Raw genomic sequence first — 26,936 nt, 5'->3', positions numbered from 1 at the left:
AAGATCGGGTACTGCCCTGGTGCCGGAGGGCTCCGACGGAGCCCGGGCAGTGCGGCCTCACGGCCCGTCCAGCCGTTCCGCCACTCAGGTGAACGCTGTGAGCGGCCTCCGGGTCACGCCCCAATACCCCCGGCCTGTGCGGGGGCTGTGCCCCTTGCGACCCGGGGCCTGTGCACCCCCAGACTCGGGCCTGTGCACCCCGAGACCCCCGGGCCTGTACACCTCGAGGCCGCCAGCGCCGCGCCCTCCGGCCTCACTCACTCCTCAGCGCTCACCCGCTGACCGGGCGGCACACCACCGTCGTTCCTACCCCGGCAGGGCGTGGCTGTCTTCTTCGATGTACGCGAGCGCGCGCCGGTGGTGCGTCCGCCGCCCGGCCGTGCGGTACCGGCCGACGATGGACGGCCTGAGCGCGACCCGGCCTCGGGAACGCCTGCCGACTTCGTTGGACCACCGGGGTGAGTGGTACCGGCGGGGCGGGCCGTGCCGGCAGGGTGGGCGGTGCCCACAGGGCCGCGGGTGCGGCGACGACGGCGGGGCAACGCGGGCGCCACCGGCGGCGAGGATGTGCCGTGCGACTCGGCCTCAGGCACCACGGCGGCCGACGAGGGAGCAGCCGCGCGCCCCGCCTGTTCCGTGCGCAGGCACCTGCGGATCGACTCCGGGTCGAGACCCTCATTACAGGCCTGGTGCAGGAGTCGGGCGAAGAGATAGTCGGGATCGGCGCCCAAGGCCATGGCGAGGGCCTCGCGTGCCTCCAGCTCGTCTCCCGTGGACCAGGCGACCCACCCGGCGAGAGTGAGCGGCGCCGCGGCATGTTCACCGTAGGGCCCGACGCAGCGGCGGGCCAGGGACCGCCAGAGGCGAAGGGCTCGTCCGGCTTCCTCACCCTCCATCCACGCGGCCGCGCGGTCGCGGGTCGCGCGGTCCTGGAGACCGAGGATCAGCCGGGCGGCCTCGTCGCACCCGAGCAGTTCGTCGTCGCGGAGATCCGCAAGGAGCACACCGGAGACCGGCTGGGCCTCGGCGAAGCGGTCCAGGATCCTTCCGGCCAGTTCCATCGTCTCGTCTGCCACGGCGGCGCGGCCCGTGTCGTCCAGGATCTTCGGCACCAGCGCCATGCTGGCGGTGTCCAGAGCGGCTTCCTGTCCGAGAGCAGCGGCGTTCTCCCAGGGGAGCAAGCGGGCCCTGAGCTCCCGCAGCGAGCCGCGCACCTGGATACCGGCGTAGGTGGCCGCCGCCGCGAGCACGGAGGTCCCGGGCAGGCCCATGGGGGCTCCCTCGGGGGAGCAACAGACCTGGTTGTCGCAGCAGTACGACCAGTAGCGGCCCTCCGAGATGCACAGGGCCTCGACGACCACCACGTCCAGGGAACCGCACTCGACGCGCAGCCTATGGGCCAGGGGCCTCAGCCGCTCCATCACCTGTCGGCCGGTCTCTCCCTTTTCCGGCTCCTGGCACAGGAAGGCGACCATCGAATCCGGCCGGGCCCCTCGGCGCTCGCTGCCCGTCACGAGACCGTGGGACAGTTGCCGGGCTGCCGAGGGCCAGTCGTCCGCGCTCGCCGGGATGCCGAGCCGGGCCCGGCCGCCGAACCGCCCACGTCCGTCGCTGTCGTGCAGCGCCACCAGGACGATGCTGTCCTCGGGACGATATCCGAGCAGGTAGGGCAGGGCGTCCGCCAGCTCGGCCGGCGTGCGCAGAGTGACCTGGTGCGCTCCGCCGTGGCTGTCGTACGGCGGGCCGGGGGTGTGCACTCCGGATGTGTCACTCCCCTTGTTCTCCTGTTCATCGTGCTTCTGCCCGCCCTGCGTCTCGGGCCCGGTGATGTCACCGTTCTCGGAGGATCCGGTCGTTTCGCTGTGGTTCGTCATGCGAAGACGATCTCGCGGATCGCAAACCTCCGCTTGAGCCTGTGGATAAGTCCCATCAGGGACACGTCACCCGACACGCCATCCGCCTCCGCTCAGTCCACAGGTCCCTGCCTCGCGGCTCCGGATGTCGGTGCCGTCCTGTTGTATGGAACGCATGGAGCACACGAGCAACGCGGAACTCCGGGCGGACGCCGACGCGGTCCTCACCCGACTCGTCGGGGACGTCTCGGGAGAGGCACGGCTGCGCGAGGACCAGTGGCTGGCGATCGAGGCGCTCGTCGCCGACAGACGCCGGGCCCTTGTCGTCCAGCGCACGGGCTGGGGCAAGTCCGCGGTGTACTTCGTGGCGACCTCGCTGCTGCGGGCGCGGGGCAGCGGCCCCACCGTGATCGTGTCCCCGCTGCTCGCGCTCATGCGGAACCAGGTCGAGGCGGCGGCCCGGGCCGGCATCCACGCCCGGACCATCAACTCCTCCAACACCGAGGAGTGGGACAGCGTCCAGGACGAGATCGCCGCGGGCGACGTGGACGTCCTGCTGGTCAGTCCAGAGCGGCTCAACAACCCGGACTTCCGGGATCAGGTGCTCCCCCGGCTCGCGGCCGCCACCGGACTCCTGGTCGTCGACGAGGCCCATTGCATCTCCGACTGGGGCCATGACTTCCGGCCGGACTACCGCAGGCTGCGCACCATGCTCGCCGATCTCCCACCCGGTGTGCCGGTGCTCGCCACCACCGCCACGGCCAATGCCCGCGTGACGGCCGACGTCGCGGAGCAGCTCGGCACCGGCGGCAGCTCGGACGCCCTCGTGCTCCGGGGACCCCTGCACCGGGACAGTCTGAGCCTGAGCGTCCTGCGCCTGCCCGACGCGGCACACAGGATGGCGTGGCTCGCCGAGCACCTCGACGAACTGCCGGGGTCCGGAATCATCTACACCCTCACCGTGGCCGCCGCCGAAGAGGTCACCGCCTTCCTCCGGCAGCGTGGCCAGTCGGTCGCGTCGTACACGGGCAAGACGGAGAACGCCGACCGTCAGCAGGCCGAAGAGGATCTGCTCGGCAACAAGGTGAAAGCGCTGGTCGCCACCTCGGCGCTCGGCATGGGCTTCGACAAGCCCGACCTGGGCTTCGTGGTGCACCTGGGCTCACCCTCCTCCCCCATCGCGTACTACCAGCAGGTGGGCCGCGCGGGACGTGGTGTGGAGCATGCCGAGGTGCTCCTCCTCCCGGGCACGGAGGACGAGGCGATCTGGAAGTACTTCGCGTCGCTCGCCTTTCCCCCGGAGGAGCTGGTACGCCGCACGCTCGACCTGCTGGCGCACGCGGAGAAGCCGTTGTCGCTGCCCGCCCTGGAACCTCTGGTGGAGCTGCGCCGATCCCGCCTCGAGACCATGCTCAAGGTCCTGGACGTGGACGGAGCGGTCAAGCGGGTCAAGGGCGGTTGGATCGCGACCGGTCAACCATGGGCGTACGACGCCGAGCGGTATGCCTGGGTGGCGCGGCAGCGCGAGGCCGAGCAGCAGGCCATGCGCGCCTACGCGTCCACGACGGAGTGCCGCATGGAGTTCCTGCAACGCCAGCTGGACGACGAGGCGGCCAAGCCGTGCGGTCGCTGTGACAACTGCGCCGGGCAGCGCTTCACGGCCGACACGTCCGAGGACGCGCTCGACGCCGCGCGCGTCGACCTGGGGCGGGCAGGCGTCGAAGTGGAGCCCCGGCGCATGTGGCCCACCGGGCTGCCGGCGATCGGAGTGGACCTCAAGGGACGCATCCCCGTCGGCGAACAGGCCGCGCCGGGCCGCGCGCTGGGACGCCTGGCGGACATCGGGTGGGGCAACCGGCTACGGCCCATGCTCGCGCCCCAGGCGCCCGACCTCCCCGTCCCCGACGATGTGGCCAGGGCAGTGGTGGACGTACTGGCCGACTGGGCCAAGGGCCCGGACGGCTGGGCCGCGGGCGCACCGGACGGTCGATCGCGCCCGGTCGGCGTCGTCACCGTCGCCTCACGCACGCGACCTCAGTTGATCAACTCCCTTGCGGCGCACATCGCCGAGGTCGGCCGGCTGCCACTGCTGGGCGCCGTCGAGTACACCGGCGATGCCCACCCCGGCTCACGGAGCAACAGCGCACAGCGGCTGAAGGCGCTCGACGGGGCGCTGACCGTGCCGCCCGCCCTGGCGTCCGCTCTCGCCGGGGCCCAAGGCCCGGTCCTCCTGGTGGACGACTTCACCGAAACCGGCTGGACCCTGGCCGTCGCGGCCCGCATGCTCCGACGCTCCGGCGCACAGGGGGTGTTGCCGCTGGTGCTGGCCGTGCAAGGCTGACGGCGGACCCCGGGCAGGGGCCGTCGCCCGGCACCCCATGGGGCGCGGGACCCCGGAGAGACGTACGAACGTGTCGTGCTCGAACGCCCCGCGGGTGGTCCGCTGACCCACGCCGTGGGGATATTAGCCGCGCATCATCTGATAACGGTCGGCTGCCTCAATTGCTCGTTGCCGCAATCAAGTTCGACAGGAAGAATTGAGGTCCGCTCCCGCACGGCTCGTCCGCCGCTCCGGTAGGGCTTTGCCGCGGTGCGCGCTCCCAGAACCCGACCCCGCCCGCAGTGTGGGCGCGTAGCCGAAGGGAGGACCGTGACCTTCGGATTCGCTCCGGCCTCGGCAGCGGCGTCGACGTCCGTCGCTGCCGCCAACCGCTTGCTCGAACCCGCGGAATGGGCCGCCGCCGGGATCCCACTCCTGCGCAACCCCCGCGAGATCGTCAGCGGACTGCACGCCCGGCACCACCCGCAGCCGGCGACCGCTGTGGTCGCCGTGCTCGACCCGGACGAGCGGCTGCGGGCGAGCGCGTCGTTCGCGCGCCGTTCGGCTTCGGCGGACGGCTGGATGTTCCGCAACGCACTGCTCGCGCAACTGCGCCGGGTGATCCCGCACGACCTGCGCCGTCGCACGCCGGTACGCACCGCTGTGCTGCTCTACTGCCGTGAGGGCGACGGGCGTTGGACGGAGGAGGACGGAGCGTGGATGTGGGGGCTGCGTGACGCGTGCACCTTGCACGGGCTGCGCTGCGGGGCCTACATCACGCTGACCCGTGACGGCTGGCAGGTTCTCGGCGAGGGCCGCGGCGGACGCCGCCCCCACTCGGCTTCGGCGCCGGAGCCTTTCGCCACGTCGGAGGCACCGCCCCCGATACCGCGCACCGGCGGCGCCTCGGAGATCCTGCGCCGCGCGGCGGCGGCACGCTGAGTCCCGGACGAGCCACTCGGCGCGGCCCGGGACCGACCGCACCGTACTGAGGGCGGCTCCCCACGGTTCCCACGACTGCGGTCAGGAAACGGTTCCCAGGAACAAGCCTCCTGAGCGCCGCTCCGCCCGAGACGCGAGCACAGCCGTCCGCCACAGCGGCGACGAGCGCGCCCGTCGCCGGGCGGGGCCGTCACTCAACGCGGCCTCTCGCCCCGCGGGCATGCAGGAAAGCCCACCGTGCAGCGCCGCCGCGGCGGCGCTCGGAGTCGGCCCCGGCGCCCTGGCGGGCGCCACGGCACCGGCTCAGACGCCCGTGCCCAGCACCGAGTTGATCCGCTGCGGGTCGCCGCAGACGATCAGCAGGGCACCGGCCCGGGAGTGGGCCAGCGACAGGGCACTCACGGCTGCGGTCTCGGGACCACCGTTGACGGCGACCACGACGACCGGACGGGACGAGGCGCGGGCCGCGATGGCGGCGTCCGTGTAGAAGACGTCGTCGGCCGCGTCGTGCTGAGCCCAGTAGGAGGTCTCACCGAAGGACAGCTCGTGGGCGGCCCACGGGTGCTGCTCCCCGGTCGTGATCAGCAGGATGTCGCCGGGAGCACGGCCGGAGTCCAGCAGCAGGTCCACGGCCTCCTCGGCGGCGTCGAGCGCCCCCTCGGCGGAAGCCGGGATCAGCTGGATCTGCGGGGTGACCGAAGCGGTGGCACCGGCGGCAGGGCCCGACGGAGCGGGCTGGGCGGCCACATCGCGCGGCGTACGTTGCACCGGCGGCGCCGGCCGGAGAGGGCCGGGGCGACCGGGACGCGACGGGGCCGCGGGACGGGGACCGGGTACGGGACGGGGGGTCGGCGCGGTTCGGCTGTTGGCCGGAGTGGCGCGGGGACCCTGGGCACTCTCGTGAATCTGAGGCTCCTCGGGAATGAGAGGCATGAGTTGATATTTATCAAACGCTGGTACGGCCCGCGTCGGCGGGTGGCGCGTGCGCGCGAACGAAACCGTCAGAAATCGAAGCCGAGCTGCCCCTCGATTTCCGGAACACTTCCGTCCGCCCAACTGCGGACCTTCTTGAGGTGCCGCCACTGGGGCAACGCATCAAGATACGCCCACGACAACCGGTGGTAGGGGGTGGGGCCCCGCTCCGCCAGTGCGGCCTTGTGCACGGGTGAGGGATACCCGGCGTTGTCCGCAAAACCGAAGTCTGCATGGTCGATACCCAGTTCGGCCATCATTTTGTCGCGCTGAACCTTGGCGATCACCGAGGCCGCGGCGACGGCCACGCAGGACTGGTCACCCTTGATCACCGTACGGACCCGCCAGGGCGTACCGAGGTAGTCGTGCTTGCCGTCGAGGATGACCGCGTCGGGACGTACCGGCAGTGCGTCCAGCGCACGTACGGCCGCGAGCCGCAGTGCGGCCGTCATGCCCAGGGTGTCTATCTCCTCCGGCGAGGCGTGCCCCAGGGCGTACGACGTCACCCAGGTCCGCAGCTCCTCGGCGAGGGCCGTGCGTCGCTTGATGGTGAGGAGCTTGGAGTCCGTGAGCCCCTCGGGCGGACGGCGCAGCCCGGTGATCGCCGCGCAGACGGTGACGGGACCGGCCCAGGCGCCGCGCCCCACCTCGTCGACACCTGCAACGATCTTCGCTCCGGTCGTGGCTCGAAGGGAGCGCTCGACGGTGTGAGTAGGTGGTTCGTACGGCATGGCGCCCCTAGATTACGCCGCCCCGAAGCCTCCGCGACACCCCGGTCCCCCGCGACGGGCGCGCCGCCCTCGCGCGCCCCCGCGAGGAGATCGCACTGACCGTTCGGCGGGAGCCCCAGCCCTCACGCCCGCGATGTCAGGAAGCGTGCGGCCGCAGCAGCGGAACCATCAACTGGTCGATCATCTCCTCGACTTCACGATCCTGCCATTCACAGCAGCACATCTTGGAGCGGTACATCATCATGGCCGGTACGGCGTCGTAGACATAACCGTTCGCAGCTTCCGGGCGCACCTCACCTCGCTTGACACCTCGGTCGACGACCTCGCGCAACATCTTCATCGTGGGTTCCACGACCCCTGCGAAGATCACGGCGTGGAAGCGCTCGGCCTGCGCTGTGTCGCACTCGTGAATCACCGAGCGAAGCGCGGAGCCCGGGCGGGAGAACATCGCGTCACGCGCTCGGAGGCAGAGCGCCAAGAGGTCGTCGCGCACATTCCCTTCGTCCGGGGCGGCGTCGAACTCCGGCAGCCCGGCACGCAAGGCGTCGGCGACGAGATCCTCCTTGGACGGCCAGCGCCGGTAGACCGCGGCTTTGCCGGTCTGGGCGCCGGCGGCGACACCCTCCATTGTCAGACCGTTCCAGCCGACGGTGCTGAGCTGATCGAGGGCGGCTTCGAGGATCGCGCGTTCGAGCACCGCGCCTCGGCGACGGGCGGCTGTCCGAGCGGGAGCGTCCGCCCAGCTGGGGGTAACCATCTGACTCTCTCCAACGAGCAGCGGAAGCGGGCATTTCGGGGATGGGGGACGCGCCGGACGGCCACATGGGGGGACGTGCCGAGCAACGACGTCTTAAGTGAACGCTTGCGTTCACTGTCGGGGACTCACTACCGTTGTCGCGGCAGTGAACGCCAGCGTTCACTAACGCACTCGTGGGGGACCCATAGTGACAACCTCTCCATTGCTCCAAGATCGCAAGCCAGGCGCGGCACGCCGGGAGGGACGCCCCGGCATCGCGCTCACCGTCATCGCGGCCTGCCAACTCATGGTGGTACTCGACGCGACGATTGTGAACATCGCGCTCCCGCACATTCAAGAAGCGCTCGAGTTCAGCACCACCGACCTCACCTGGGTCGTCAGCTCCTACACGCTCACCTTCGGCGGCCTGCTGCTCCTCGGCGGCCGCGCAGGAGACATCCTCGGACGGCGCCGGGTCTTCATGACCGGCATCCTGCTGTTCACCTTCGCCTCGCTGCTCGGCGGGCTGGCCCAGGAGCCGTGGCAGTTGCTGGCTGCCCGGGTCCTGCAGGGCGTAGGTGGCGCGATCGCCTCGCCCACCTCGCTGGCGCTCATCACCACCACGTTCCCCGAGGGGCCGGAGCGCAACCGGGCCTTCGGGGTCTTCGCCGCGGTCTCCGCGGGCGGCGGTGCGATCGGTCTGCTCGCCGGCGGCATGCTCACCGAGTGGCTCGACTGGCGCTGGGTGCTGTTCGTGAACGTGCCGATCGGCGTGCTGATCGCCGTGCTCACCCCGCTGTACATCAGTGAGTCCGAGCGGCACACCGGCCGCTTCGACATAGCGGGTGCGGTGACCTCGACTGCAGGCATGGCGTCGCTCGTGTACGGCTTCATCCGCGCCGCGGACGAGGGGTGGCGGGACAGCCTCACCATCGGGTCCTTCGCTGCCGCCGTGGTCCTGCTGCTGGCCTTCGGACTCATCGAGTCCCGGGCCAAGGAGCCGATCACTCCGCTGCGGATGTTCGCCGACCGCAACCGCTCGGGCACGTACGTGATCATGCTGAGCCTGGCCGCGGCCATGTTCGGCATGTTCTTCTACATCGTGCTGTTCGTGCAGAACGTGCTCGGGTACAGCCCCATCGAGGCAGGTCTCGCCTTCCTGCCCGTGACGTTCGTGATCGCACTCGGCGCGGGCCTGTCGCAGCGGTTCCTGCCGGTGCTGGGCCCTAAGCCCTTCATGCTCGTGGGCTCCGCGCTCGCCATGACCGGACTGGCCTGGCAGGCGCTCATCAGCTCCGACAGCTCGTACGTCGGCGGAATCCTCGGCCCGATGCTGGTCTTCGGCTTCGGCATGGGGCTGAACTTCGTGACGCTGACCCTGACCGCCGTCTCCGGTGTCGCCCCGCACGAGGCGGGCGCGGCGTCCGGGCTGCTCAACACGACGCAGCAGGTGGGCGGATCGCTCGGTCTCTCCATCCTGACCACTGTCTTCGGTACGGCGACCAAGGACGAGGCGGAGAAGCAACTGCCGAAGTTCATGGCCGAGGGATCCGCGGAACAGAAGGCCGAGTTCGCCAGGACGCACCAACTGCCCGCGCCGTGGGGACACGAAGTGCTCGCCCAGGGAATCGCGACGGCCTTCATCCCGGCCGCCTCGATGGCCCTCCTCGCGCTGGCGACGGCCTGGTTGGTGATCCGGGTCCGCAAGAGCGATCTGGAGGCGCTGTCCGGCTCGGCCGGACCAGGGCTCGGCTGACCCCCGGGCGTCACGAACCGGCTTCGACGGCACGTCGGCGGGCACGACAACGGCCCGCCGACGGCCGCCGCGTCGGTCCACGACCGGTTGTGGACCGCCGGGCCGCATGCGGAGAACGAGGGGTGTCATACAGAGAACGAGTGGTGTCATGCGGGGAACGTGGGCTGGGGCGCACAGCGGCCCTGGCCGCGCACGTCGCCTACGTCGCACACGAGACACGACAGCGTTCCACCAGCGGATGAGCACCGCGAACAGCACCTCCATGACACCCCCTCCTCCACGCTCACACGGATGTCCTGCGTGTGCGGACCTCGACGGTGCGCACGGCGGATGTCAGGACAACGGGCGGCTCGTTACGGAGAGTTCCCGATGTGTACGGAGAGTTTCCAGCTCGAAACGGAGTGTTCCGGCGGGCGAAGGTCCGGGCCGTCAGGCAGCCGTCGGGACCCAGTCAGGGAGGGGCTCCGTCCGCTCGACCCAGTCGGCGGGTGGTGCCCCTGCCTTCCCCGCGGCGATCACGCCGCCGACGATGGCGCACGTGGTGTCGACGTCCCCGCCCACCTGGGCGGTCGTCCAGAACGCCCGCTCGTAGTCGCCGAGGCTCCTGGCGGCCGACCAGAGGGCGAAGGGCACGGTGTCGTGAGCGGTCGTACGCCGCCCGCACCCCAGCACCGCCGCGACCGTGCCCGGGTCGCCGTAGTCGAGCATGTCCCGGGCTCGGCGCAGGCCCGCGCCCACGGCGCTCTTCGGCACCAGGTCGATGACCCCGTCGAGGAGTGCCTCGGCACTGGGCGGTCCGTCGGGAGCTCCGGCGAACGCGGCTGCCGCGGCGACGGCCATGGCCCCGACGACCGCCTCGCGGTGCTGATGAGTGGTGTAGGCCGAGATCTCGGCCTGGTGAGTCGCCTGCTCCGGGTCGCCGGCGTACCAGGCGCCCAGCGGAGCGATCCGCATCGCCGCGCCGTTGCCCCACGATCCCTGTCCCTTGAAGAGCGCGGCGGCGAGCTCGCGCCAGTCGCCGCCCTCCCGGACCAGACGCAGGAGGCGGTTGACGGCGGGACCGTAGCCCCGGTCGAAGTCGTGGTGCTCGGCGAAGGAGAGGGCCAGGGCGTCCTGGTCGATGCGGTGGTGGGCGGCCAGGACGGCGACGACCGAGCCGGCCATCTCCGTGTCGTCCGTCCACTGCCAGAGCCCGGACGGCACCTCGCGGCGCTTCAGCAACGGATAGTTCACCGGCACGAAGTACTGGGAGCCCAGAGCGTCCCCGACGGACAGTCCGCGCAGGCAGGCCAGGGCGCGGTGCAGGCGCGTGTCGGGGGAGGAATCAGCGGTCATCGCCCTGCCACTCTATCCGGTGATCTCGTACGGCTCGGGATCTCGCCAGCGGTCGAAGGGCCGGTCGAGCGTGTACTTGCCGTCGTCCCCCAGAACGAGCATCCGCACTTCGCCGTTCCCCGGGTTCGACAGGGACTCGAACTCCGCGACCGTCCAGTGGAACCACCGCATGCAGAACAGCCGCATGGCCAGGCCGTGGGTGACGATCAGGACGTTCGGCGGGTGGTCCGGGTCCTCGAAGCTGCGGAAGAGGCTCTCCAGGAAGCCTCCGACCCGGTCATAGACGTCGGCGCCGGACTCGCCCTGGGCGAAACGGTAGAAGAAGTGGCCGTACGCGTCGCGGTAGGTCTTCTGGAGGCGGACCTCGTCCCGGTCCTGCCAGTTGCCCCAGTCCTGCTCACGCAGCCTGGGCTCCTCGCGCACCCGTATGCGACCGGGGTCCAGGTGGAACGCGCGCAGGGTCTCGTGCGTGCGGCGATACGGGGAGACGTAGACGCTGACGCGCTCGTCTCCGAACAGCTCGCGCAGCTGCTTTCCCGTCGCCTCCGCCTGCCGGCGGCCGCGCGCGGTGAGTGCCAGTGCGTGGTCGGGTTCGCGCTCGTAGACGGAGTCATCAACATTGCCCGTTGACTCGCCGTGCCGGACAAGGACGATGCGCCGTGGTCGTGCCATGCCAAGACCCTAGATCGGGTGAGGGCCGCGGGAGCACTCCCACCGCCCCCATAGAGCGTAGGTCACATCAATCCTGCACCACAGATCACTCTGATCGCACGTTTGTCCAACCGAGACGACTCCCCCCGACTGTCGCGGTTCTCCCCAGCGGAAGTCGTGATGCCCCGGTGCGCGCCATGCGCATCACACCGTCCAGCTCGACTCCATGTCCACGACGTCACCGGTCAGCGCCGCCACGTCCGCCTCCGTCTGAGCCCTCAGGGCGAGGCGCTCCACGCGCTCCGTGCGGTACTTGCCGTGCTCGGCGGCCGAGCGCCACATCGACAGCACGAGGAACTCGCTGCCTGGCGCCTCGCCGAACAGCCCGCGGACCATGCCGGGCGAACCGGCCATCGCCGGATTCCAGACCTTCTCCTGCATCAGCACGAAGTGCTCGGCCCGCTCCTCGTGGACACGGCAGAGCGCGACCCTGAGCAGGTCGGCGTCCGTGAAGCGCGGTTCGAAGCCGGTCTTCACGTCGAAGCGGTAGTCGAACAACCTGACCTGGGCGTGCTTGAACGTCCCCGCCTGGGCCGATGCGAGCCGGTCGTGGGAGCGCGCCATGAAGGAGTCGTAGAACGCGCGGCTCTCCCAGAACGCGAAAATGTGCGCCACGTCCGGTCGCCCCCGGCTCCAGCCACCCCCCTGTCCGCGAAACCCCGGCTCCCCCAGAAGCCCCGCCCACTTCCGCTGCCCCCGCTCGAAACCACGGCGGTCCACCACGGTGCAGCGAATCCACTTGACCAGCACCGCGCCATGGTAAGGCCACCGAGCGTGGCGTCGGTCACTGTCGACCGGACCGCTCCTTCCCGCTCGCACCCGCGCGCGTGGCAGGATGGACAAACAGTCGTGCCCGCCCGGCAGTTGGGGCCGGCGGACCGGTCGGTACGGGGAAGGGGACTCTGGTGGACGGGCTCAACAAGGGACTGCGCAAGGTCGAGGTCGCGGTGCGGTGGGATCCCAGCCCGGCGGGGCAGCCGTCCACCGACCTGGACCTGATCGCCGCGACCTACCTGGCGGACGATCCACACGGCGATCCGGCGTACGTGGTGCACTTCGACAGCCGCTCCCCGGACGGCACCATCACCCTCAACAGGGACAGCAAGGACGGCCAGGGCTTCGGATACGACGAAGTCATGACACTGGAACTCGACCGGCTCGACGAGCGCTACGCGCGCGTGGTCGTCGGTGTCGTCATCCAGCAGCACCCGGCGGAGCGCACCTTCGTCAGTGTGCGCAGCCCTGGACTGCGCATCCGGGAGGGGTACAGCGTCCTGGCGGAGGACGACTTCGGCGGGGTCCTCGGAGCCACGGCGGCGACGGTGGCGGAGTTCACCCGGGAGGGCTCCGGGCCATGGACCTTCCGCGCCGGGATCAGGGGTTTCGAGGGCGACCCGGTGGACTTCACCAGGACGATGGGTGCGGTCCGCCGTTCCTGACCCGCCGCGGAACGGACACGCACGACGAGAGGGGCACCGCCCGCAGGCGGTGCCCCTCTGTCATCGGCTCAGGTTCCCGGCGTCAGCTGCAGCCGCTGGTCGAGCCGCAGCCCTCGCAGATGTAGCACGAACCGGCGCGCTGCATCTTCGTACCGCACGAGAAGCACAGCGGGGCGTCGGCCTGGATGCCCAGCTGCATCTCCACCAGTTCGGCGCTGGTGTGGGCCTGCTGCGGGGCGGGCTTGACCGCCTCCTCCGCCTTCGGGGCGGACACGGCCTTCAGCTCCTGGGCGCGCGGCGCGGACTGGGCCAGACCCTCGACGTCGACCTCGTCCTCCGACGGCTCGTACGAACCGGTCTCGAGGTGACGCTGACGCTCCTCGGCGGAGTGGATGCCGAGCGCGGAGCGCGTCTCGAAGGGCAGGAAGTCCAGCGCCAGGCGGCGGAAGATGTAGTCGACGATCGACTGCGCCATCCGCACGTCCGGGTCGTCCGTCATACCGGCCGGCTCGAAGCGCATGTTGGTGAACTTCGAGACGTACGTCTCCAGCGGCACGCCGTACTGCAGGCCGACGGAGACCGCGATGGAGAAGGCGTCCATCATGCCCGCGAGGGTCGAACCCTGCTTGGACATCTTGAGGAAGACCTCACCGAGACCGTCGTCCGGGTAGGAGTTGGCGGTCATGTAGCCCTCGGCACCGCCGACGGTGAAGGACGTGGTGATGCCGGGGCGTCCCTTCGGCAGGCGCTTGCGGACCGGGCGGTACTCGACCACCTTCTCGACCGCGGTACGGATCGTCTCCTCGGCCTTCTCGGTGATCTCCGCCTTCTCCTTCTCCTTGGTCTTGGCGGAGAGCGGCTGGCCGACCTTGCAGTTGTCGCGGTAGATCGCGAGCGCCTTGACGCCGAGCTTCCAGGCCTCGAAGTAGATCTCCTCGACCTCCTCGACGGTCGCCGTCTCCGGCATGTTGACCGTCTTGGAGATCGCGCCGGAGATCCACGGCTGGATCGCGGCCATCATGCGGACGTGGCCCATCGGGGAGATGGCCCGCTCGCCCATGGCGCAGTCGAACACCTCGTAGTGCTCGGGCTTGAGACCGGGGGCGTCGATCACGTTGCCGTGGTCGGCGATGTGGGCGACGATCGCCTCGATCTGCTCTTCCAGGTAGCCCAGGCGGCGCAGGGCCTGCGGGACGGTGCCGTTGACGATCTGCATCGAGCCGCCGCCGACCAGCTTCTTGAACTTGACCAGCGCGAGGTCGGGCTCGACACCGGTGGTGTCGCAGGACATCGCCAGGCCGATGGTGCCGGTCGGGGCGAGCACGGACGCCTGCGAGTTACGGAAACCGTTCTTCTCACCGATGCGGAGCACGTCGCCCCAGGCCTCGCTGGCGGCGGCCCACACCGGGGTGTCCAGGTCGTCCATGCGGACGGCCTTGTCGTTGGCGTCGGAGTGCTGCTTCATGACGCGCTTGTGGGCGTCGGCGTTACGGGCGTAGCCGTCGTAGGGGCCGACGACCGCGGCGAGTTCGGCGGAGCGCCGGTACGCCGTACCGGTCATCAGGGAGGTGATGGCACCGGCGAGGGCGCGGCCGCCGTCGGAGTCGTAGGCGTGACCGGTGGCCATCAGCAGGGCGCCGAGGTTGGCGTAGCCGATGCCGAGCTGGCGGAACGCGCGCGTGTTCTCGCCGATCTTCTGGGTCGGGAAGTCCGCGAAGCAGATGGAGATGTCCATCGCGGTGATGACCAGCTCGACGACCTTCTGGAAGCGCTCGGCCTGGAAGGACTGGTTGCCCTTGCCGTCGTCCTTCAGGAACTTCATCAGGTTCAGCGAGGCCAGGTTGCAGGACGTGTTGTCCAGGTGCATGTACTCGCTGCACGGGTTCGACGCGGTGATCCGGCCGGACTCGGGGCAGGTGTGCCAGGTGTTGATGGTGTCGTCGTACTGGATGCCGGGGTCGGCACAGGCCCAGGCGGCCTCGGCGATCTTGCGGAAGAGCGCCTTGGCGTCGACCTCCTCGATGACCTCGCCGGTCATCCGGCCGCGCAGCCCGAACCGGCCGCCCTGGTCGACCGCCTTCATGAACTCGTCGTTCACGCGGACCGAGTTGTTGGCGTTCTGGTACTGGACGGACGTGATGTCGTCGCCGCCCAGGTCCATGTCGAAGCCGGCGTCGCGCAGGACGCGGATCTTCTCTTCTTCCTTGACCTTGGTCTCGATGAAGTCCTCGATGTCCGGGTGGTCCACGTCGAGGACGACCATCTTGGCGGCGCGGCGGGTGGCGCCACCGGACTTGATCGTTCCTGCGGAGGCGTCGGCGCCGCGCATGAAGGAGACCGGGCCGGAGGCGTTGCCACCGGAGGACAGCAGCTCCTTGGAGGAGCGGATGCGGGAGAGGTTCAGGCCGGCGCCGGAGCCGCCCTTGAAGATCATGCCCTCTTCCTTGTACCAGTCGAGGATCGACTCCATGGAGTCGTCGACGGACAGGATGAAGCAGGCGGAGACCTGCTGGGGCTGCGGCGTGCCCACGTTGAACCACACGGGGCTGTTGAAGCTGAAGATCTGGTGCAGGAGAGCGTAGGCCAGCTCGTGCTCGAAGATCTCGGCGTCGGCGGGCGAGGCGAAGTACTTGTAGTCCTCACCGGCCTTCCGGTACGTCTTCACGATGCGGTCGATCAGCTGCTTGAGGCTGGTCTCGCGCTGCGGGGTGCCCACGGCACCGCGGAAGTACTTGCTGGTGACGATGTTGACCGCGTTCACCGACCAGAAGTCGGGGAACTCCACGCCGCGCTGCTCGAAGTTGACCGAGCCGTCGCGCCAGTTGGTCATGACGACGTCACGGCTCTCCCAGGCCACCTCGTCATAGGGGTGGACCCCAGGGGTGGTGTGGATGCGCTCGACACGCAGGCCCTTGCTCGCCTTGGCGCTCTTGGCGCGGGAACTCCGTGCCGGACCGCTCGCCGTCTCTGTCATGCCGCCTCCCTGTACGGGCGAAAACGCCCTGAAGTGCCCCGTTGTTCCCGGTGCACGTTGTTCTGTCTGATGTTGCGAACGCCCACTCATACGCCCGCAACGGGTCCTCTCACGCCGCCGCCCGGCCGGGTCCCGGAGCTGCCTTCCGGGTCCGGCCCGCCGGTCAGTCGGCGGCGCCTGCGGGCTCGGGGACCTGCTTGGTCCCTCCGGGCCCGCGCTCGTCCTGCCGGCTCCCCGCGGCCGCGCCCTCGCGGTCCGGGTCATCCGTCTCGGGGGGTCCCGTCTGCGCCCTCAGTTCCGTGATGGCCGCCTCGAAGTCGTCCAGCGAGTCGAACGCCCGGTAGACCGAGGCGAACCGCAGGTAGGCCACGAGATCGAGTTCCTGCAACGGGCCGAGTATGGCCAGCCCCACGTCGTGGGTGGTCAGCTCGGCACTGCCGGTCGCTCGCACCGCCTCCTCGACCCGCTGGCCGAGCTGGGCGAGCGCGTCCTCGGTGACGGGCCGTCCCTGGCACGCCTTGCGCACGCCATTGATGATCTTCGTACGACTGAAGGGCTCGGTGACTCCGGACCGCTTCACCACCATGAGCGAGCACGTCTCCACGGTCGTGAAACGACGGGAGCAGTCAGGGCACTGGCGGCGCCTGCGGATCGACGTGCCGTCGTCGGTCGTACGACTGTCCACGACCCGGCTGTCGGGGTGCCTGCAGAAGGGGCAGTGCATGGAAAAACAACCCTCCTCACAGCAGACTCAATAGCCTCGCCGGGCATCCTGCGCCCCACGAAGCAGCCCCAAGCATAGGCGATGACCATGAGCCCCGAGACCCGGGGGACCACAACTTCTGGGCTGCTGTTGCAATCCAACCACTAGATGTGGGGATTGGCTCATACATGCAGGCCCGTCCCGCGTGTCGCGCGCATAGGCGCAGGTGACGAGTGACCACCCCCGCCACGCCCGCCCGTTCGCCTCACATGCGCCGCCTGTTGACGACCTCACCCGGGGGCGCGTCCGCATCCATTCATGCACGGGCGTATCGCCGCGGTGCATGCGGAGATACCGTGGGCGCCGCGAGGAGGGGAGGTGGGACTCCCGCACAGATGAGGGCTGGCCCCGAAGCACGGGAATGCCGGATGGCAGACTGGGGCACAGTCCACCAGGCGATCACCCCGGCGGTGAAGAGTACAGCAATGGGCCCTTTTGCCCGCCAGGTGGCGCGTCCGCCAATACACCCGGACACATGATCGCGTCCGCCGATTCGCGTTTTTTCACTCGAACGTGTGTTTGGCGCAACCTTTCGAAAGCAACTACCGTTGTCCAGCAGGGAGACCATCGAGAGGGGCCGACGTGACCACCACCGCAGACAGTGCCGCCATCGCTGCCCAGGACCGCTCCCAGGGCCGACTGGAGCCGGTGCATGCGATGAACGAAGCCACGAACCCTGAGGGGCACAAGCGCTCCCTGCCGGGCCGACCTCCCGGCATCCGGGCGGACAGTTCCGGACTCACCGACCGCCAGCGCCGGGTGATCGAGGTCATCCGGGACTCCGTGCAGCGACGGGGCTACCCGCCGTCGATGCGGGAGATCGGCCAGGCCGTCGGCCTTTCCAGCACGTCCTCCGTGGCACACCAGCTGATGGCACTGGAGCGCAAGGGCTTCCTGCGCCGTGACCCGCACCGCCCGCGCGCCTACGAGGTGCGCGGCTCCGACCAGGCCGCCTCGGTGCAGCCGACGGACACCGCGGGCAAGCCCGCCGCGTCCTATGTGCCGCTGGTGGGCCGGATCGCCGCCGGTGGCCCGATCCTCGCCGAGGAGTCCGTCGAGGACGTTTTCCCCCTCCCCCGCCAGCTCGTCGGCGACGGTGAGCTGTTCGTCCTGAAGGTCGTGGGTGACTCGATGATCGAGGCCGCGATCTGTGACGGCGACTGGGTCACCGTGCGCCGTCAGCCGGTCGCCGAGAACGGCGACATCGTGGCCGCGATGCTCGACGGCGAGGCCACCGTCAAGCGCTTCAAGCGCGAGGACGGCCATGTCTGGCTCCTGCCGCACAACGCGTCCTACGAGCCGATCCCCGGCGACGACGCGACCATCCTCGGCAAGGTGGTGGCCGTACTGCGGCGCGTCTGACAGCGCACCCCGCGCTGGGCAGGGCCGACAGGCCCGCCCTCTGACCGGGCCCCGGAACCCCTGCGCCGGTTCCGGGGCCCTGCGCTGTCCAGAACGTGCGGCGACCGCCGAACCGCAGGGCCGACTGCCCGTCCCTGCGGGAGCGGGTCAGCGGCCGAGCCGCCGGCCGGCCCGAGGCCCACTCCCCCTCGGTGTGCCGTGGCAGGGCCGTGGCCCACTCCCCTTCGGTGTGCCGTGGCCGGCCCGTGGCTCACGCCCCTTCGGTCTGCTGAGCTGCCGCTTCGGCCTGCTGCGCTGTCGCGTCGATCGCCGCGAGCGACTTCCGCACCTGGTTCCGGTCCGTCGTGAACCAGAAGTCGGGCAGCGAGGCCTTCAGGTAGCTGCCGTAGCGGGCCGTCGCCAGCCGCTGGTCGAGGACGGCGACCACGCCCCGGTCCCCCGACGCCCTTACCAGCCGGCCGGCACCCTGGGCCATGAGCAGAGCGGCGTGCGTGGCGGCGACTGCCATGAAGCCGTTTCCCCCGGCGTCTTCCACGGCCTTCTGGCGGGCGCTCATCAGCGGATCGTCCGGGCGGGGGAACGGAATCTTGTCCATGACGACCAGCTGACAACTGGGACCCGGGACATCCACGCCCTGCCAGAGCGACAGCGTGCCGAAGAGACAGGTCTTCGGGTCGGCGGCGAAGTTCTTGATGAGCTCTCCGAGCGTCTCCTCGCCCTGGAGCAGGATCGGATACTCGGGGATCCGGGAGCGCAGTTCCTCGGCGGCGAGCTGGGCGCCTCGCATCGAGGAGAACAGCCCGAGGGTCCGGCCCCCCGCCGCCTGGATCAGCTCCGTGAGCTCGTCCAGCATGTCGGCGCGGTCACCGTCCCGCGCGGGGCGTGCCAAGTGCTTGGCGACATACAGGATGCCCTGCTTGCGGTAGTCGAAGGGCGAGCCGACGTCGATGCCCTTCCACTTCGGGAGGTCGTCGCCCTCGGTGCCCTCGGGGGCGAGGCCCAGGGAGGCGCCCACACCGTTGAAGTCGCCGCCCAGCTTCAGCGTCGCGGACGTCAGGACCACGGAGCGGTCCGCGAACAGCTTCTCGCGCAGCAGCCCGGAGACGGACATGGGGGCGACACGCAGGGAGGCACCGAAACGATCGTGGCGCTCGTACCAGACCACGTCCCACTCGGAGCCGTTCGTGATGCGCTCCGCCACGTCGTGCACGTTCTCCACGGAGGCCAGGGCCTGCTTGCGGACCGCGTCCTCGTCCTGGACGGACTTGTCGCGGGTCGTGCCGATCGCGGAGATGACCGTGCGGCACGCGTCGCGCAGCGCCATGAGGGCGTACCCGAGATCCTCGGGGATCTCCTCCAGGCGGCCCGGCAGCGCCAGCTCCATCAGCCGTTCGAAACCCTCGGCGGCGGTCTGGAGCTGGTCGGCGGCCTTCTCGTTCACGAGTTTCGCGGCGCGCCGCACCGCCCGGTTGACCTGGCCGGGGGTGAGCTCACCGGTGGCGACCCCGGTGACCCGGGAGACCAGCTCGTGCGCCTCGTCGACGATCAGCACCTCGTGCTGCGGAAGGACCGGGGCACCCTCGATGGCATCGATCGCGAGCAGCGCGTGATTGGTGACGACGACCTCGGCGAGCTTCGCCCGCTCACGGGCCATCTCGGCGAAGCACTCGGCGCCGTACGCGCACTTCGACGCGCCCAGGCACTCCCTCGACGAGACCGACACCTGGGACCAGGCCCGGTCCGAGATGCCGGGCGTCAGGTCGTCACGGTCGCCCGTCTCCGTCTCGTCGGCCCAGTCGCGCACCCTCAGCAGGTCCTGGCCCAGCTTGCTGGTGGGCGCGGCGGCCTCGAACTGATCGAAGAGGCCCTCCTCCTCGTCCTGCGGGACGCCCTCGTGCAGTCGGTGCAGACACAGGTAGTTCGACCGGCCCTTGAGCATCGCGAACTCCGGGCGGCGGCGCAGCAGGGGGTGCAGCGACTCGACCGTTCTCGGCAGGTCGCGCTCCACCAGCTGGCGCTGCAGGGCGAGGGTGGCGGTCGCGACGACCACACGCTCCCCGTGGGCGAGCGCGGGCACCAGGTAGCCCAGCGACTTACCGGTACCGGTGCCGGCCTGGACCAGCAGGTGGGAGCCGTCGTCGATCGCTTCCTCGACAGCTTCGGCCATGGCCACCTGACCGGGGCGCTCCGTACCGCCGACGGCAGCGACGGCAGCATGCAGGAGTTCGGGGAGTGAGGGCTTCGTCATAGCGCGACCACCCTACGACCCCGCACTGACAAACGGGCGAGCAAGGCGGGTGCCGGGTACGGGATCAAGGGCGTGGGCTCCTCGGGGCGGGCGGCGGAAGGTGAACGGTGGGACCGTGGCGGGCGGGAACTGTCGCGGCACGAGCCGCGTTCCATGAGTGACGGCGCGATGACACAGCGCTACAACACGTGCCGGAGTGACCGCTCTCGGACCATGAGAGCGGCTCGCTTGGCGGGCAGGTCGACCTCGGCGGAGAACCGGAAGCCGGCGGTCAGGAAAGCGGCGATGGAGGGGGTGTTGCGGATGTCGGGTTCCGCGATGACACGGGCGCAGGAGGGCCGCCGCGTGAGAACGAGCTCGGCCACGGCCCGGAGCAGCACACCTCCCAGGCCACGCCCTCGATCGGCGACTCCGCCGATCAGGAGATGGATACCCGTGTCATGAGGGCGGGCGGCATAGTGCCGCGCCAGCGGGTCGAGATCGGCCCGGTAGATCTCCCAGTAGCTCATCGGCACCCCGTCCAGGAGGCCCATTGACGGCACGCTGCGCCCGTCGCCGGTGAGCTGAGCTCGCAGGTGGTCTTCCGTCACGCGCTGCGGTCCTGAGAGCTCCCAGAACGCCGCGGCGGCGGGCTCGTTCATCCAGCGGCTGATCCGCGGGAGGTCGCGTTCGGGGCGCGCCGGGACGAGGTGGAACCGGCCTGCGGGCGTGTCTGCCGGACCCCATGAGGCGAAGTCGTCGAGAGGATCCTCACCGGCGAAGTCCCCGCCCTCGGCAGCGCCCGGAACACGGACATCGTCATCGGGACCGGAGGCGCCCGCGCTGTCGGCGCCAGAGGCCGTGGCGGTCTTGGCAACGATGTGGGCGGGGACGGAGACGGCGATACACGTCTCGGCGATCGGGTCGGGGGGAGACACCGGACGCTCCTCTCAGGAAAGGGGGTGGCGAGTCCTCAGAGATGAAGGAGGTAGGTCAGCGGTGGTCGGGGTCGGTCGCAGCGGTCAGGGATGCAAGGGGTTGGCGATGGTGACGTAGACGGACTGGGTGTCGACGGGGCCGACCAGTTCATCGAGCCCGTGCAGCCGGGTCAGCAGGTTGGCCTTGCACCGCAGGACGGGCGAGTCGAGCAACAGGGAGGGCAGCGAGGTGCGCAGCCGGGCGGGGCCGGAGGCGAGAGTCCGCAGGAATCGTCGGAAGGCGGCGAGCAGTAGCTGCTCGTCGGCGAGCCCTTGGGAGCCGAACGCGCCGATCAGACCGAGCACGTTGTTGATCACCAGGTAGTAGACGAGCCGCTCGTCGGTCACCCGGTCGCAGACGAAGGTGTCACTCCGCTCTCCGATGCCGGGCAACCGGGCGTCGAGTTCTGGGCGCCGGGACTCACGGAAGTAGTAGCCCTGGTTGTCCCGGTAGCGGCCGCCGCTGGGCCAGCCGTCGGCGTCCAGCAGGAGCAGGGTGTTCTGCTGGTGCGCTTCCAGCGCGACGCCTGCCTCACCGTCCAGCCAGAGGACGGGACGCACCACGTGTTCGAGGTAGCGCAGGAACCACTCGGCGGCGACGGCTCCGCGGGGCCGGCCGGTGCGCCGGGCGAGACGCGTGACCAGTTCGGCCAGCCGGGACCGCAGAGCAGGGCCGTGCTTGTCGCGGTTCCCGGGAGTCCTCTCCAGCGGGGCCCTGGGGTATGGGCGCGGCGAGAGGAGCCCCGCGACGCAGGAGACGTCGTCGGTGGGGCCGAACGGGTTGTGGCGGATCACCACGTCCAGTCCGGGCACGGGAGTGCCATCAGCGGTGTCCACGGCGAGCCAGGCCGGATCCCGGACGACGTCGAATCCCGGGTGCGTGGAGCGCCATTCCTGCCCCAGACCGCTGCGGAGCAGGCGGTGGACCTCGACGCCGCGGTGGAGTTCCTTGCGGAGGTTCTCGCGGCGGGAGTTGGTGATGCGCAGGCCCAGCGAGAGCTTGAGCATCGCCGGGGCGTGGGTTCGGTAGACGGTGCGCAGGGAGGAGGTGGGGTGCCAGTCAGGGCCGTGGCTGCCGAGGTCTTGGAGCAGTCCGGCGTCCAACAGGGCGGCGGTTCGCGGGCGATGCCGGACCTCGTGTGCCTGCCAGGGGTGCAGGGGCAGAAGGGCGTACCCCTCGGGCAGGTTCGTCACGGTCCCGGCGAGTCGCGCGATGAGCCGGGGTGCGGGGACGGGGCGGCCTCGTTCGGTCCAGGAGGAGTCGGTGGCGAGGACGGAGGGAGCGACAGCCATCCAGTGCAAGGGGAAGGCGCCGCGCGTCTCGGGCGCGTACAGGGGTGCTTCGGACTCCGCGAGGCCTTCGCGGCTCTTCGGGGTGGGGTGCAGAGGGTGTCCGAGGACGAGTGCCTGTTCCGCGGAGAGGAAGAGGTCGGGGCCGTCGGCGGGGTGTTCCCGGCGTTCGGTGATGAAGGTGGTGACGCGTCGGAGGGAGTCGGCGACGCCGGCGACGAGAGCGAAGCCGTCGATCGAAACGGATGTACTGACAGTGGAGTTCTGGGGGACGGAGGCCGCTGCCGACGTCTCTCTCATGAGCAGGGCGGCGATCGTGACGGCGTCGGCCGGGGGGCCGGTTTCGGGAGCATCGGCGAGACGAGGAGGGCCGAAGCGGTGCCAGCCCGTTGGGGACCAGTAGCGCACCGGGGCGAGGAGGACCGTGCCACTGGCCGGGAGGGGGATGCGCAGGACGCCGTCGGTCGGGGCCGGCTGATCGGTCTCGCGCGCCCAGCAGCGGAGAAGGTTCTCCACGGCGGCGGCCTGGGCCACGATGTGCGGATCGGGATGCTCCAGTGGGTCCGTCGTGGCTTGTCCTTCGCTCGATCCCGGGGTGAGGTCAGCCGCCGGCCGTTGGTGAGGAACCCTCCGGTCCGGCGATGCCGGTGTCGGCATGGCTTCGGCGGGGTGTTGTCCTGGGGCCGAAGCAGAGGCCGGGACCAGGGCCGAGGCAACCGGGCCCGGGGCCGAGGTCGGGGTCCAGTCCGGGGCTTGGTCGTCGGGGTGCGGGGTGGCGTTCACGGCAGGTACCTCGTGGGGTGGTTCCGGATCGAGCGGGCGAGGGAGGCGTGCCGAGCGGCTTCACTCGGCGCGACATGCGGGACGCGAGGTCCCGCGGCGTGCGGGCTTACGGGCCCGGGGACGTGCGGACCCACGGCCCCGGGGATGTACGGACCTACGGGCCCGGGGCCGTACGGACCTACGACCCCGGGAATGTACGGACCTACGGGCTCGGGGACGTTCCGGCCTACGGGCCCGGGGGCGTGCGGGCTGCGGGCGTGTGGGCCGGCGGGGCTCCTGACCCTCGGAGCTCGGGGCGACGGCGTACGGGGCGTGCCGCGCGTTGCGGAGCTCACGGCGAACGGGGGCCGTCGGCCAGAGGTCGCCGTGACGCGCAGGTACGAGACGGACCGCTACGCACGCGGCCGCCTGCGTGCACCGCGTTCACGGTGCGGCTGCCGTGTCACCCCCACGGCACCGGGCCGCCGCCCGGACCGCGTCGGCCAAGCGGTCCAGTACGGCGGCCGCTTGCTCGTCCGTGATGGTCAGGGGCGGCAGCAGCTGCACGACGCTCGCCGACCCGCCAGCGAGTCCGACGATGAGGCCGCGTCGCAGGCACTCCCGCTGGACCGCGGCCGCGAGTTCGGACGCGGCGGGGAGCGGTCTGGGTCCGTGCGGCCCGCTGCCCGGCATCACCGGCGCCTCCGGAGCACCCTCTGCGACCCCCGGGACAGCGGCTGTGGCTCTCGCCCCTCGGAGGTCGGCGCCCTGCGGATCCACCAATGTGACGCCGATCATCAGCCCCCGCCCCCGCACCTCCTCCACGCAGGCGAACTCGGATGCGAGGGAGCGGAGTTGCCCCAGCATCCGCGCCCCAAGCGTCGCCGCGCGCTCGGCGAGGGCGTTCTCTCGGACGTGGGCGAGGGTCGCCGTGCCGGCGGCCATGGCGAGCTGGTTGCCGGGGAAGGTTTCGGCGGGGGCGCCGGGTTGCCCGGTGTCGAGGTCGTCGCGGTGGACCACGACGGCCAGGGGCAGGCTGCCGCCGATGGCGTGGGAGAGCACCATCACGTCGGGGGTGACGCCGCTGTGCTCGACCGCCCAGAAGGTGCCGGTCCGGCCGACGCCGGTCCGGGTCTCGTCGGCGATCAGAGGGATGGACCGGTCGGCGGTGAGCTGTCGGATGCGGCGCAGCCAGGCGTCCGGGGCGGGGATGACGCCGCCGTCGCTCTGGACGGGCTCGACGATCACCCCGGCGGGCAGTGGCGTCTCGTCCCGGGCGTCACCGAGGAAGGACTCGGTCGAACGGGTGGCCAGGGCGGCTCCATCCTCTGCCCCGGCACGGAAAGCGGCGCGGTAGTCCTGTGGACAGGGCAGGCGGTGGATCCGTGGGGCGTGGATATCGGCGGAGGCGTAGTCGAGGGACCCGGCGGTTCCCGTACGGTCGGCTCCGGTGAATGCCAGGAGACCGTTCCTGCCGGTCGCTCCACGGACCAGTGCGCGGGCCGTCTCGACGGCGTCGATGCCGGCCGGCCCGCAGAACCGTACGTGCGCCCGCTCGGCGAGGCCCGGGGGCAGCGTGCGGAACAGTTCGGTGAGGAAGGCGTCCTTGACGGGTGTCGCCAGGTCGAGGGTGCTCAACGGTGCCCCGGAGTCGAGGACCTTGCGGATGGACTCCAGGACGACCGGGTGGTTGTGGCCGAGGGCCAGAGTGCCGGCCCCGGAGAGGCAGTCCAGGTAGCGGCGGCCGTCCGCGCCCTCGATGGTGAGTCCCCGGGCCCGCACCGGAACGATCGGCAGGGCACGGGCGTACGTCCGGGCGGCCGGTTCGCGCGCGGCTTGGCGACGGAGGATTCCCTCGTGCGCCTGGCGCTGGGCACGGGCGGCGTCGTCAAGGGCTCCGCCGGGAGGGGCTGTCGCCTGCGTACGCCCCACAGCGGCCTCCTCCGACACACAACCCCCAGGGGTGGTTTCCGTCACGACGTCCCTGACCTCCCACCGCGCACGGGCACAGAGGACCGCGCACGGACAGCAGGCCCCCCACCGCTACCAACCCCGGATCACTCACCGGGTTACGGGTTGCCTCAAGATCCTTTCCGTGACGGAACTGTTGCGGATCCGTCGGATGGCCCCCACAGCCACCGCATAGTGTGTGATGCCGTTCCCGGACACCGCGAAGCCACCCCGAACTTCCCGTCCAATTAAAGAAGTTGGGGAGGAAACCACCGGTTCGTCCACGTTCGTTCCATCCAGGGGGAGAGTCAGCTCATGCGACCCATACGACGACCGTCGTCCGATGCCGCCCGAGGGGGGAGGGCGCGCCGCAGGAACTCCCCCGTCCTGGCTGCCATGGCCCTCGTATCGGCGCTCGCCCTGACCGCCACCGCCTGCGAGTCGGGCGATGCGACGGCCGACGGGGAAGCCTCCGCGTCCGCCTCGGCCTCCGGTTCCGGCACCGACGACGGCAAGTTCAAGGTCCCGGACGACATCAGGGACCGGCTCCGCGAGCACGGGATCGACATCGACAAGTGGAAGAACGGCGCCTGGAAGAACTGGGACCGGGACGACTGGCTGCGCGAGGCGAACGAGTACATCAACCCGATCATCGAGGGCCTCTGGAACCCGGACCGCATGCGGGAGGCCGAGGAACCCGACCAGGGCGTCGACGAGAGCGAGATCAACGAGGACCAGGGTGTGACCGACGCGACGCCCGATCCCGTCCCGGCGCAGGCCGTGCCGCCGTCGTACCACGCCAACGTCCCCACGGCCGGGAAGGTGTTCTTCGACTCCCCCGAGGGGTCGGCCGTCTGCTCGGCGACGGTGGTGAAGGACCCCGCGCACCCGGGCAAGTCCAACCTGGTGTGGACGGCGGGCCACTGCGTGCACGCGGGCAAGAAGGGCGGCTGGTACCGCAACATCGCGTTCGTGCCGTCGTACAACGACGACGGCAGGCCGGTGGCGGAGCTGGAGAACGCCACCCGCGAGGACGTCGCCCCGTACGGAGTCTGGTGGGGCGACTGGGCGCAGACCTCGGACCAGTGGATCGAGCAGGGCGGTTCGACGGGCGGTGACGGCGCGCCGTACGACTTCGCGGTCATCCATGTCACGCCCGAGAAGGGCAGCGGCGGCAAGTCGCTGGAGGAAATGGTCGGTTCGGCGCTGCCGGTCGACTTCAAGGCGCCCGCGGTGCCGCGGGTGAAGAGCGTCACGGCGATCGGCTACCCGGCCGCGAAGCCCTACGACGGGCAGAAGCTGTACCGGTGCGAGGACCGGCCCGGGCGGCTGTCGGTCACCGCGTCGGATCCGACCATGTACCGCATCGGTTGCACCATGACCGGTGGTTCGTCCGGCGGCGGCTGGGTCGCGACCGGCTCGGACGGCAAGCCGGCGCTGGTGTCCAACACCTCGATCGGGCCGGTGACCTCGGGGTGGCTGGCCGGACCGCGGCTGGGCGGGGTGGCCAAGGGCGTGTACGACTCCGTCAGCAAGAAGTTCGCCGGCCGGTGACGGCCTGCTGAACCTCGGCGCCGCAGGGGGTCCCAGGCGGCGCACACGCTCCTCCGGGGCGCCCCCGGGTGCCCCGGGGGCCCCAGAGCCCCGGAGCCCCGGAGCCCCGGAGCCCCGGCTATGTGGCATCCGCCCCAGGGGGCTCTCGCAAACCTTCACCGCCCCACCCCGGTACGCCCTCAACTCCACGGGCATAGTGGGGTGTCGCGCGGAGCCGGCAGGTCCGCGCCCGTGCCCGCACACGCGGCGCCGGCACGGACACCACTGCCTCCAGCACCACAT

Annotated in this window: 19 protein-coding genes; 6 read left to right on the top strand and 13 right to left on the bottom strand. The window is 70.6% G+C overall.

Annotation, left to right across the window (positions count from 1 at the left end; all coding sequences use genetic code 11):
• Positions 1–257 precede the first annotated feature (257 nt).
• Complete coding sequence (locus tag ACFV20_RS21015) at positions 258–1,874, bottom strand: DUF4192 domain-containing protein (protein ID WP_385658611.1); 1,617 nt, start codon at positions 1,872–1,874, stop codon at positions 258–260.
• Between the two features lie 154 nt (positions 1,875–2,028).
• On the opposite strand from ACFV20_RS21015, the gene ACFV20_RS21010 reads away from it, so the two are divergent.
• Together ACFV20_RS21010 and ACFV20_RS21005 are read left to right on the top strand one after the other, a co-directional pair.
• Positions 2,029–4,194 (top strand): RecQ family ATP-dependent DNA helicase, encoded by a 2,166-nt coding sequence (locus ACFV20_RS21010; protein ID WP_385658610.1) that lies wholly within the window; start codon positions 2,029–2,031, stop codon positions 4,192–4,194.
• 309 nt (positions 4,195–4,503) lie between these two features.
• Positions 4,504–5,115 carry a hypothetical protein gene (locus ACFV20_RS21005; RefSeq protein ID WP_385658608.1) on the top strand — a complete coding sequence of 204 codons (612 nt, stop codon included), beginning with the start codon at positions 4,504–4,506 and terminating at the stop codon, positions 5,113–5,115.
• A 303-nt stretch (positions 5,116–5,418) separates the two neighbouring features.
• Here ACFV20_RS21005 and ACFV20_RS21000 read toward each other — a convergent pair whose 3' ends face one another.
• The 3 genes from ACFV20_RS21000 to ACFV20_RS20990 form a co-directional block, all read right to left on the bottom strand.
• Positions 5,419–6,048, bottom strand: a complete 630-nt coding sequence (locus tag ACFV20_RS21000) for a hypothetical protein (RefSeq protein ID WP_385658607.1) — start codon at positions 6,046–6,048, stop codon at positions 5,419–5,421.
• A 68-nt stretch (positions 6,049–6,116) separates the two neighbouring features.
• Complete coding sequence (locus ACFV20_RS20995; protein WP_385658606.1) at positions 6,117–6,818, bottom strand: ribonuclease HII; 702 nt, start codon at positions 6,816–6,818, stop codon at positions 6,117–6,119.
• 136 nt (positions 6,819–6,954) lie between these two features.
• Positions 6,955–7,575 (bottom strand): TetR/AcrR family transcriptional regulator, encoded by a 621-nt coding sequence (locus ACFV20_RS20990; RefSeq protein ID WP_385658605.1) that lies wholly within the window; start codon positions 7,573–7,575, stop codon positions 6,955–6,957.
• A gap of 187 nt (positions 7,576–7,762) precedes the next feature.
• Between ACFV20_RS20990 and ACFV20_RS20985 the strand changes: the two genes are divergently transcribed.
• The gene (locus tag ACFV20_RS20985) at positions 7,763–9,310 is read left to right on the top strand and encodes an MFS transporter (RefSeq protein WP_385658603.1); all 1,548 of its coding nucleotides are present in this window, start codon (positions 7,763–7,765) and stop codon (positions 9,308–9,310) included.
• A 429-nt stretch (positions 9,311–9,739) separates the two neighbouring features.
• Here the strand turns inward: ACFV20_RS20985 and ACFV20_RS20980 are convergent, their stop codons facing one another.
• The 3 genes from ACFV20_RS20980 to ACFV20_RS20970 all read right to left on the bottom strand — a co-directional run bounded on the left by ACFV20_RS20980 (position 9,740) and on the right by ACFV20_RS20970 (position 12,106).
• Entirely contained in the window at positions 9,740–10,645 is a 906-nt protein-coding gene (locus ACFV20_RS20980; protein WP_385658602.1) for an ADP-ribosylglycohydrolase family protein, read from the bottom strand.
• Positions 10,646–10,657: 12 nt separating this feature from the next.
• Positions 10,658–11,317 carry a histidine phosphatase family protein gene (locus ACFV20_RS20975; protein ID WP_385658601.1) on the bottom strand — a complete coding sequence of 220 codons (660 nt, stop codon included), beginning with the start codon at positions 11,315–11,317 and terminating at the stop codon, positions 10,658–10,660.
• A gap of 183 nt (positions 11,318–11,500) precedes the next feature.
• The gene (locus ACFV20_RS20970) at positions 11,501–12,106 is read right to left on the bottom strand and encodes a YdbC family protein (RefSeq protein ID WP_385658599.1); all 606 of its coding nucleotides are present in this window, start codon (positions 12,104–12,106) and stop codon (positions 11,501–11,503) included.
• A gap of 155 nt (positions 12,107–12,261) precedes the next feature.
• Here ACFV20_RS20970 and ACFV20_RS20965 point away from each other — a divergent pair, with 155 nt between their 5' ends.
• The gene (locus tag ACFV20_RS20965) at positions 12,262–12,795 is read left to right on the top strand and encodes a TerD family protein (protein ID WP_385658598.1); all 534 of its coding nucleotides are present in this window, start codon (positions 12,262–12,264) and stop codon (positions 12,793–12,795) included.
• 82 nt (positions 12,796–12,877) lie between these two features.
• On the opposite strand, the gene ACFV20_RS20960 is transcribed toward ACFV20_RS20965, so the two are convergent.
• Complete coding sequence (locus tag ACFV20_RS20960) at positions 12,878–15,769, bottom strand: vitamin B12-dependent ribonucleotide reductase (RefSeq protein ID WP_385658596.1); 2,892 nt, start codon at positions 15,767–15,769, stop codon at positions 12,878–12,880.
• Between the two features lie 163 nt (positions 15,770–15,932).
• Positions 15,933–16,493: a transcriptional regulator NrdR gene (nrdR, locus tag ACFV20_RS20955; protein WP_385658595.1), complete on the bottom strand. Its 561-nt coding sequence runs from the start codon at positions 16,491–16,493 to the stop codon at positions 15,933–15,935.
• Between the two features lie 621 nt (positions 16,494–17,114).
• On the opposite strand from nrdR, the gene lexA reads away from it, so the two are divergent.
• A complete protein-coding gene (gene lexA / locus ACFV20_RS20950) occupies positions 17,115–17,894 on the top strand; it encodes a transcriptional repressor LexA (protein WP_053671024.1) in 780 nt (259 codons plus the stop codon).
• 250 nt (positions 17,895–18,144) lie between these two features.
• Here the strand turns inward: lexA and ACFV20_RS20945 are convergent, their stop codons facing one another.
• From ACFV20_RS20945 to ACFV20_RS20930, 4 genes are all read right to left on the bottom strand, one after another.
• On the bottom strand, positions 18,145–20,142 hold the full coding sequence (locus ACFV20_RS20945) for an ATP-dependent DNA helicase (RefSeq protein ID WP_385658594.1): 1,998 nt from the start codon (positions 20,140–20,142) through the stop codon (positions 18,145–18,147).
• A gap of 179 nt (positions 20,143–20,321) precedes the next feature.
• Entirely contained in the window at positions 20,322–21,059 is a 738-nt protein-coding gene (locus tag ACFV20_RS20940) for a GNAT family N-acetyltransferase (protein ID WP_385658593.1), read from the bottom strand.
• Between the two features lie 84 nt (positions 21,060–21,143).
• The gene (locus ACFV20_RS20935) at positions 21,144–23,045 is read right to left on the bottom strand and encodes an IucA/IucC family protein (RefSeq protein ID WP_385658592.1); all 1,902 of its coding nucleotides are present in this window, start codon (positions 23,043–23,045) and stop codon (positions 21,144–21,146) included.
• A 549-nt stretch (positions 23,046–23,594) separates the two neighbouring features.
• Entirely contained in the window at positions 23,595–25,082 is a 1,488-nt protein-coding gene (locus ACFV20_RS20930) for an aminotransferase class III-fold pyridoxal phosphate-dependent enzyme (protein ID WP_385658590.1), read from the bottom strand.
• 333 nt (positions 25,083–25,415) lie between these two features.
• On the opposite strand from ACFV20_RS20930, the gene ACFV20_RS20925 reads away from it, so the two are divergent.
• Positions 25,416–26,654: a trypsin-like serine peptidase gene (locus ACFV20_RS20925; protein WP_385658588.1), complete on the top strand. Its 1,239-nt coding sequence runs from the start codon at positions 25,416–25,418 to the stop codon at positions 26,652–26,654.
• Positions 26,655–26,936 lie beyond the last annotated feature (282 nt).

Source organism: Streptomyces sp. NPDC059696 (genome assembly GCF_042733745.1).
Lineage (GTDB): Bacteria > Actinomycetota > Actinomycetes > Streptomycetales > Streptomycetaceae > Streptomyces.
This window is presented reverse-complemented; position numbering and strand designations above follow the sequence as displayed.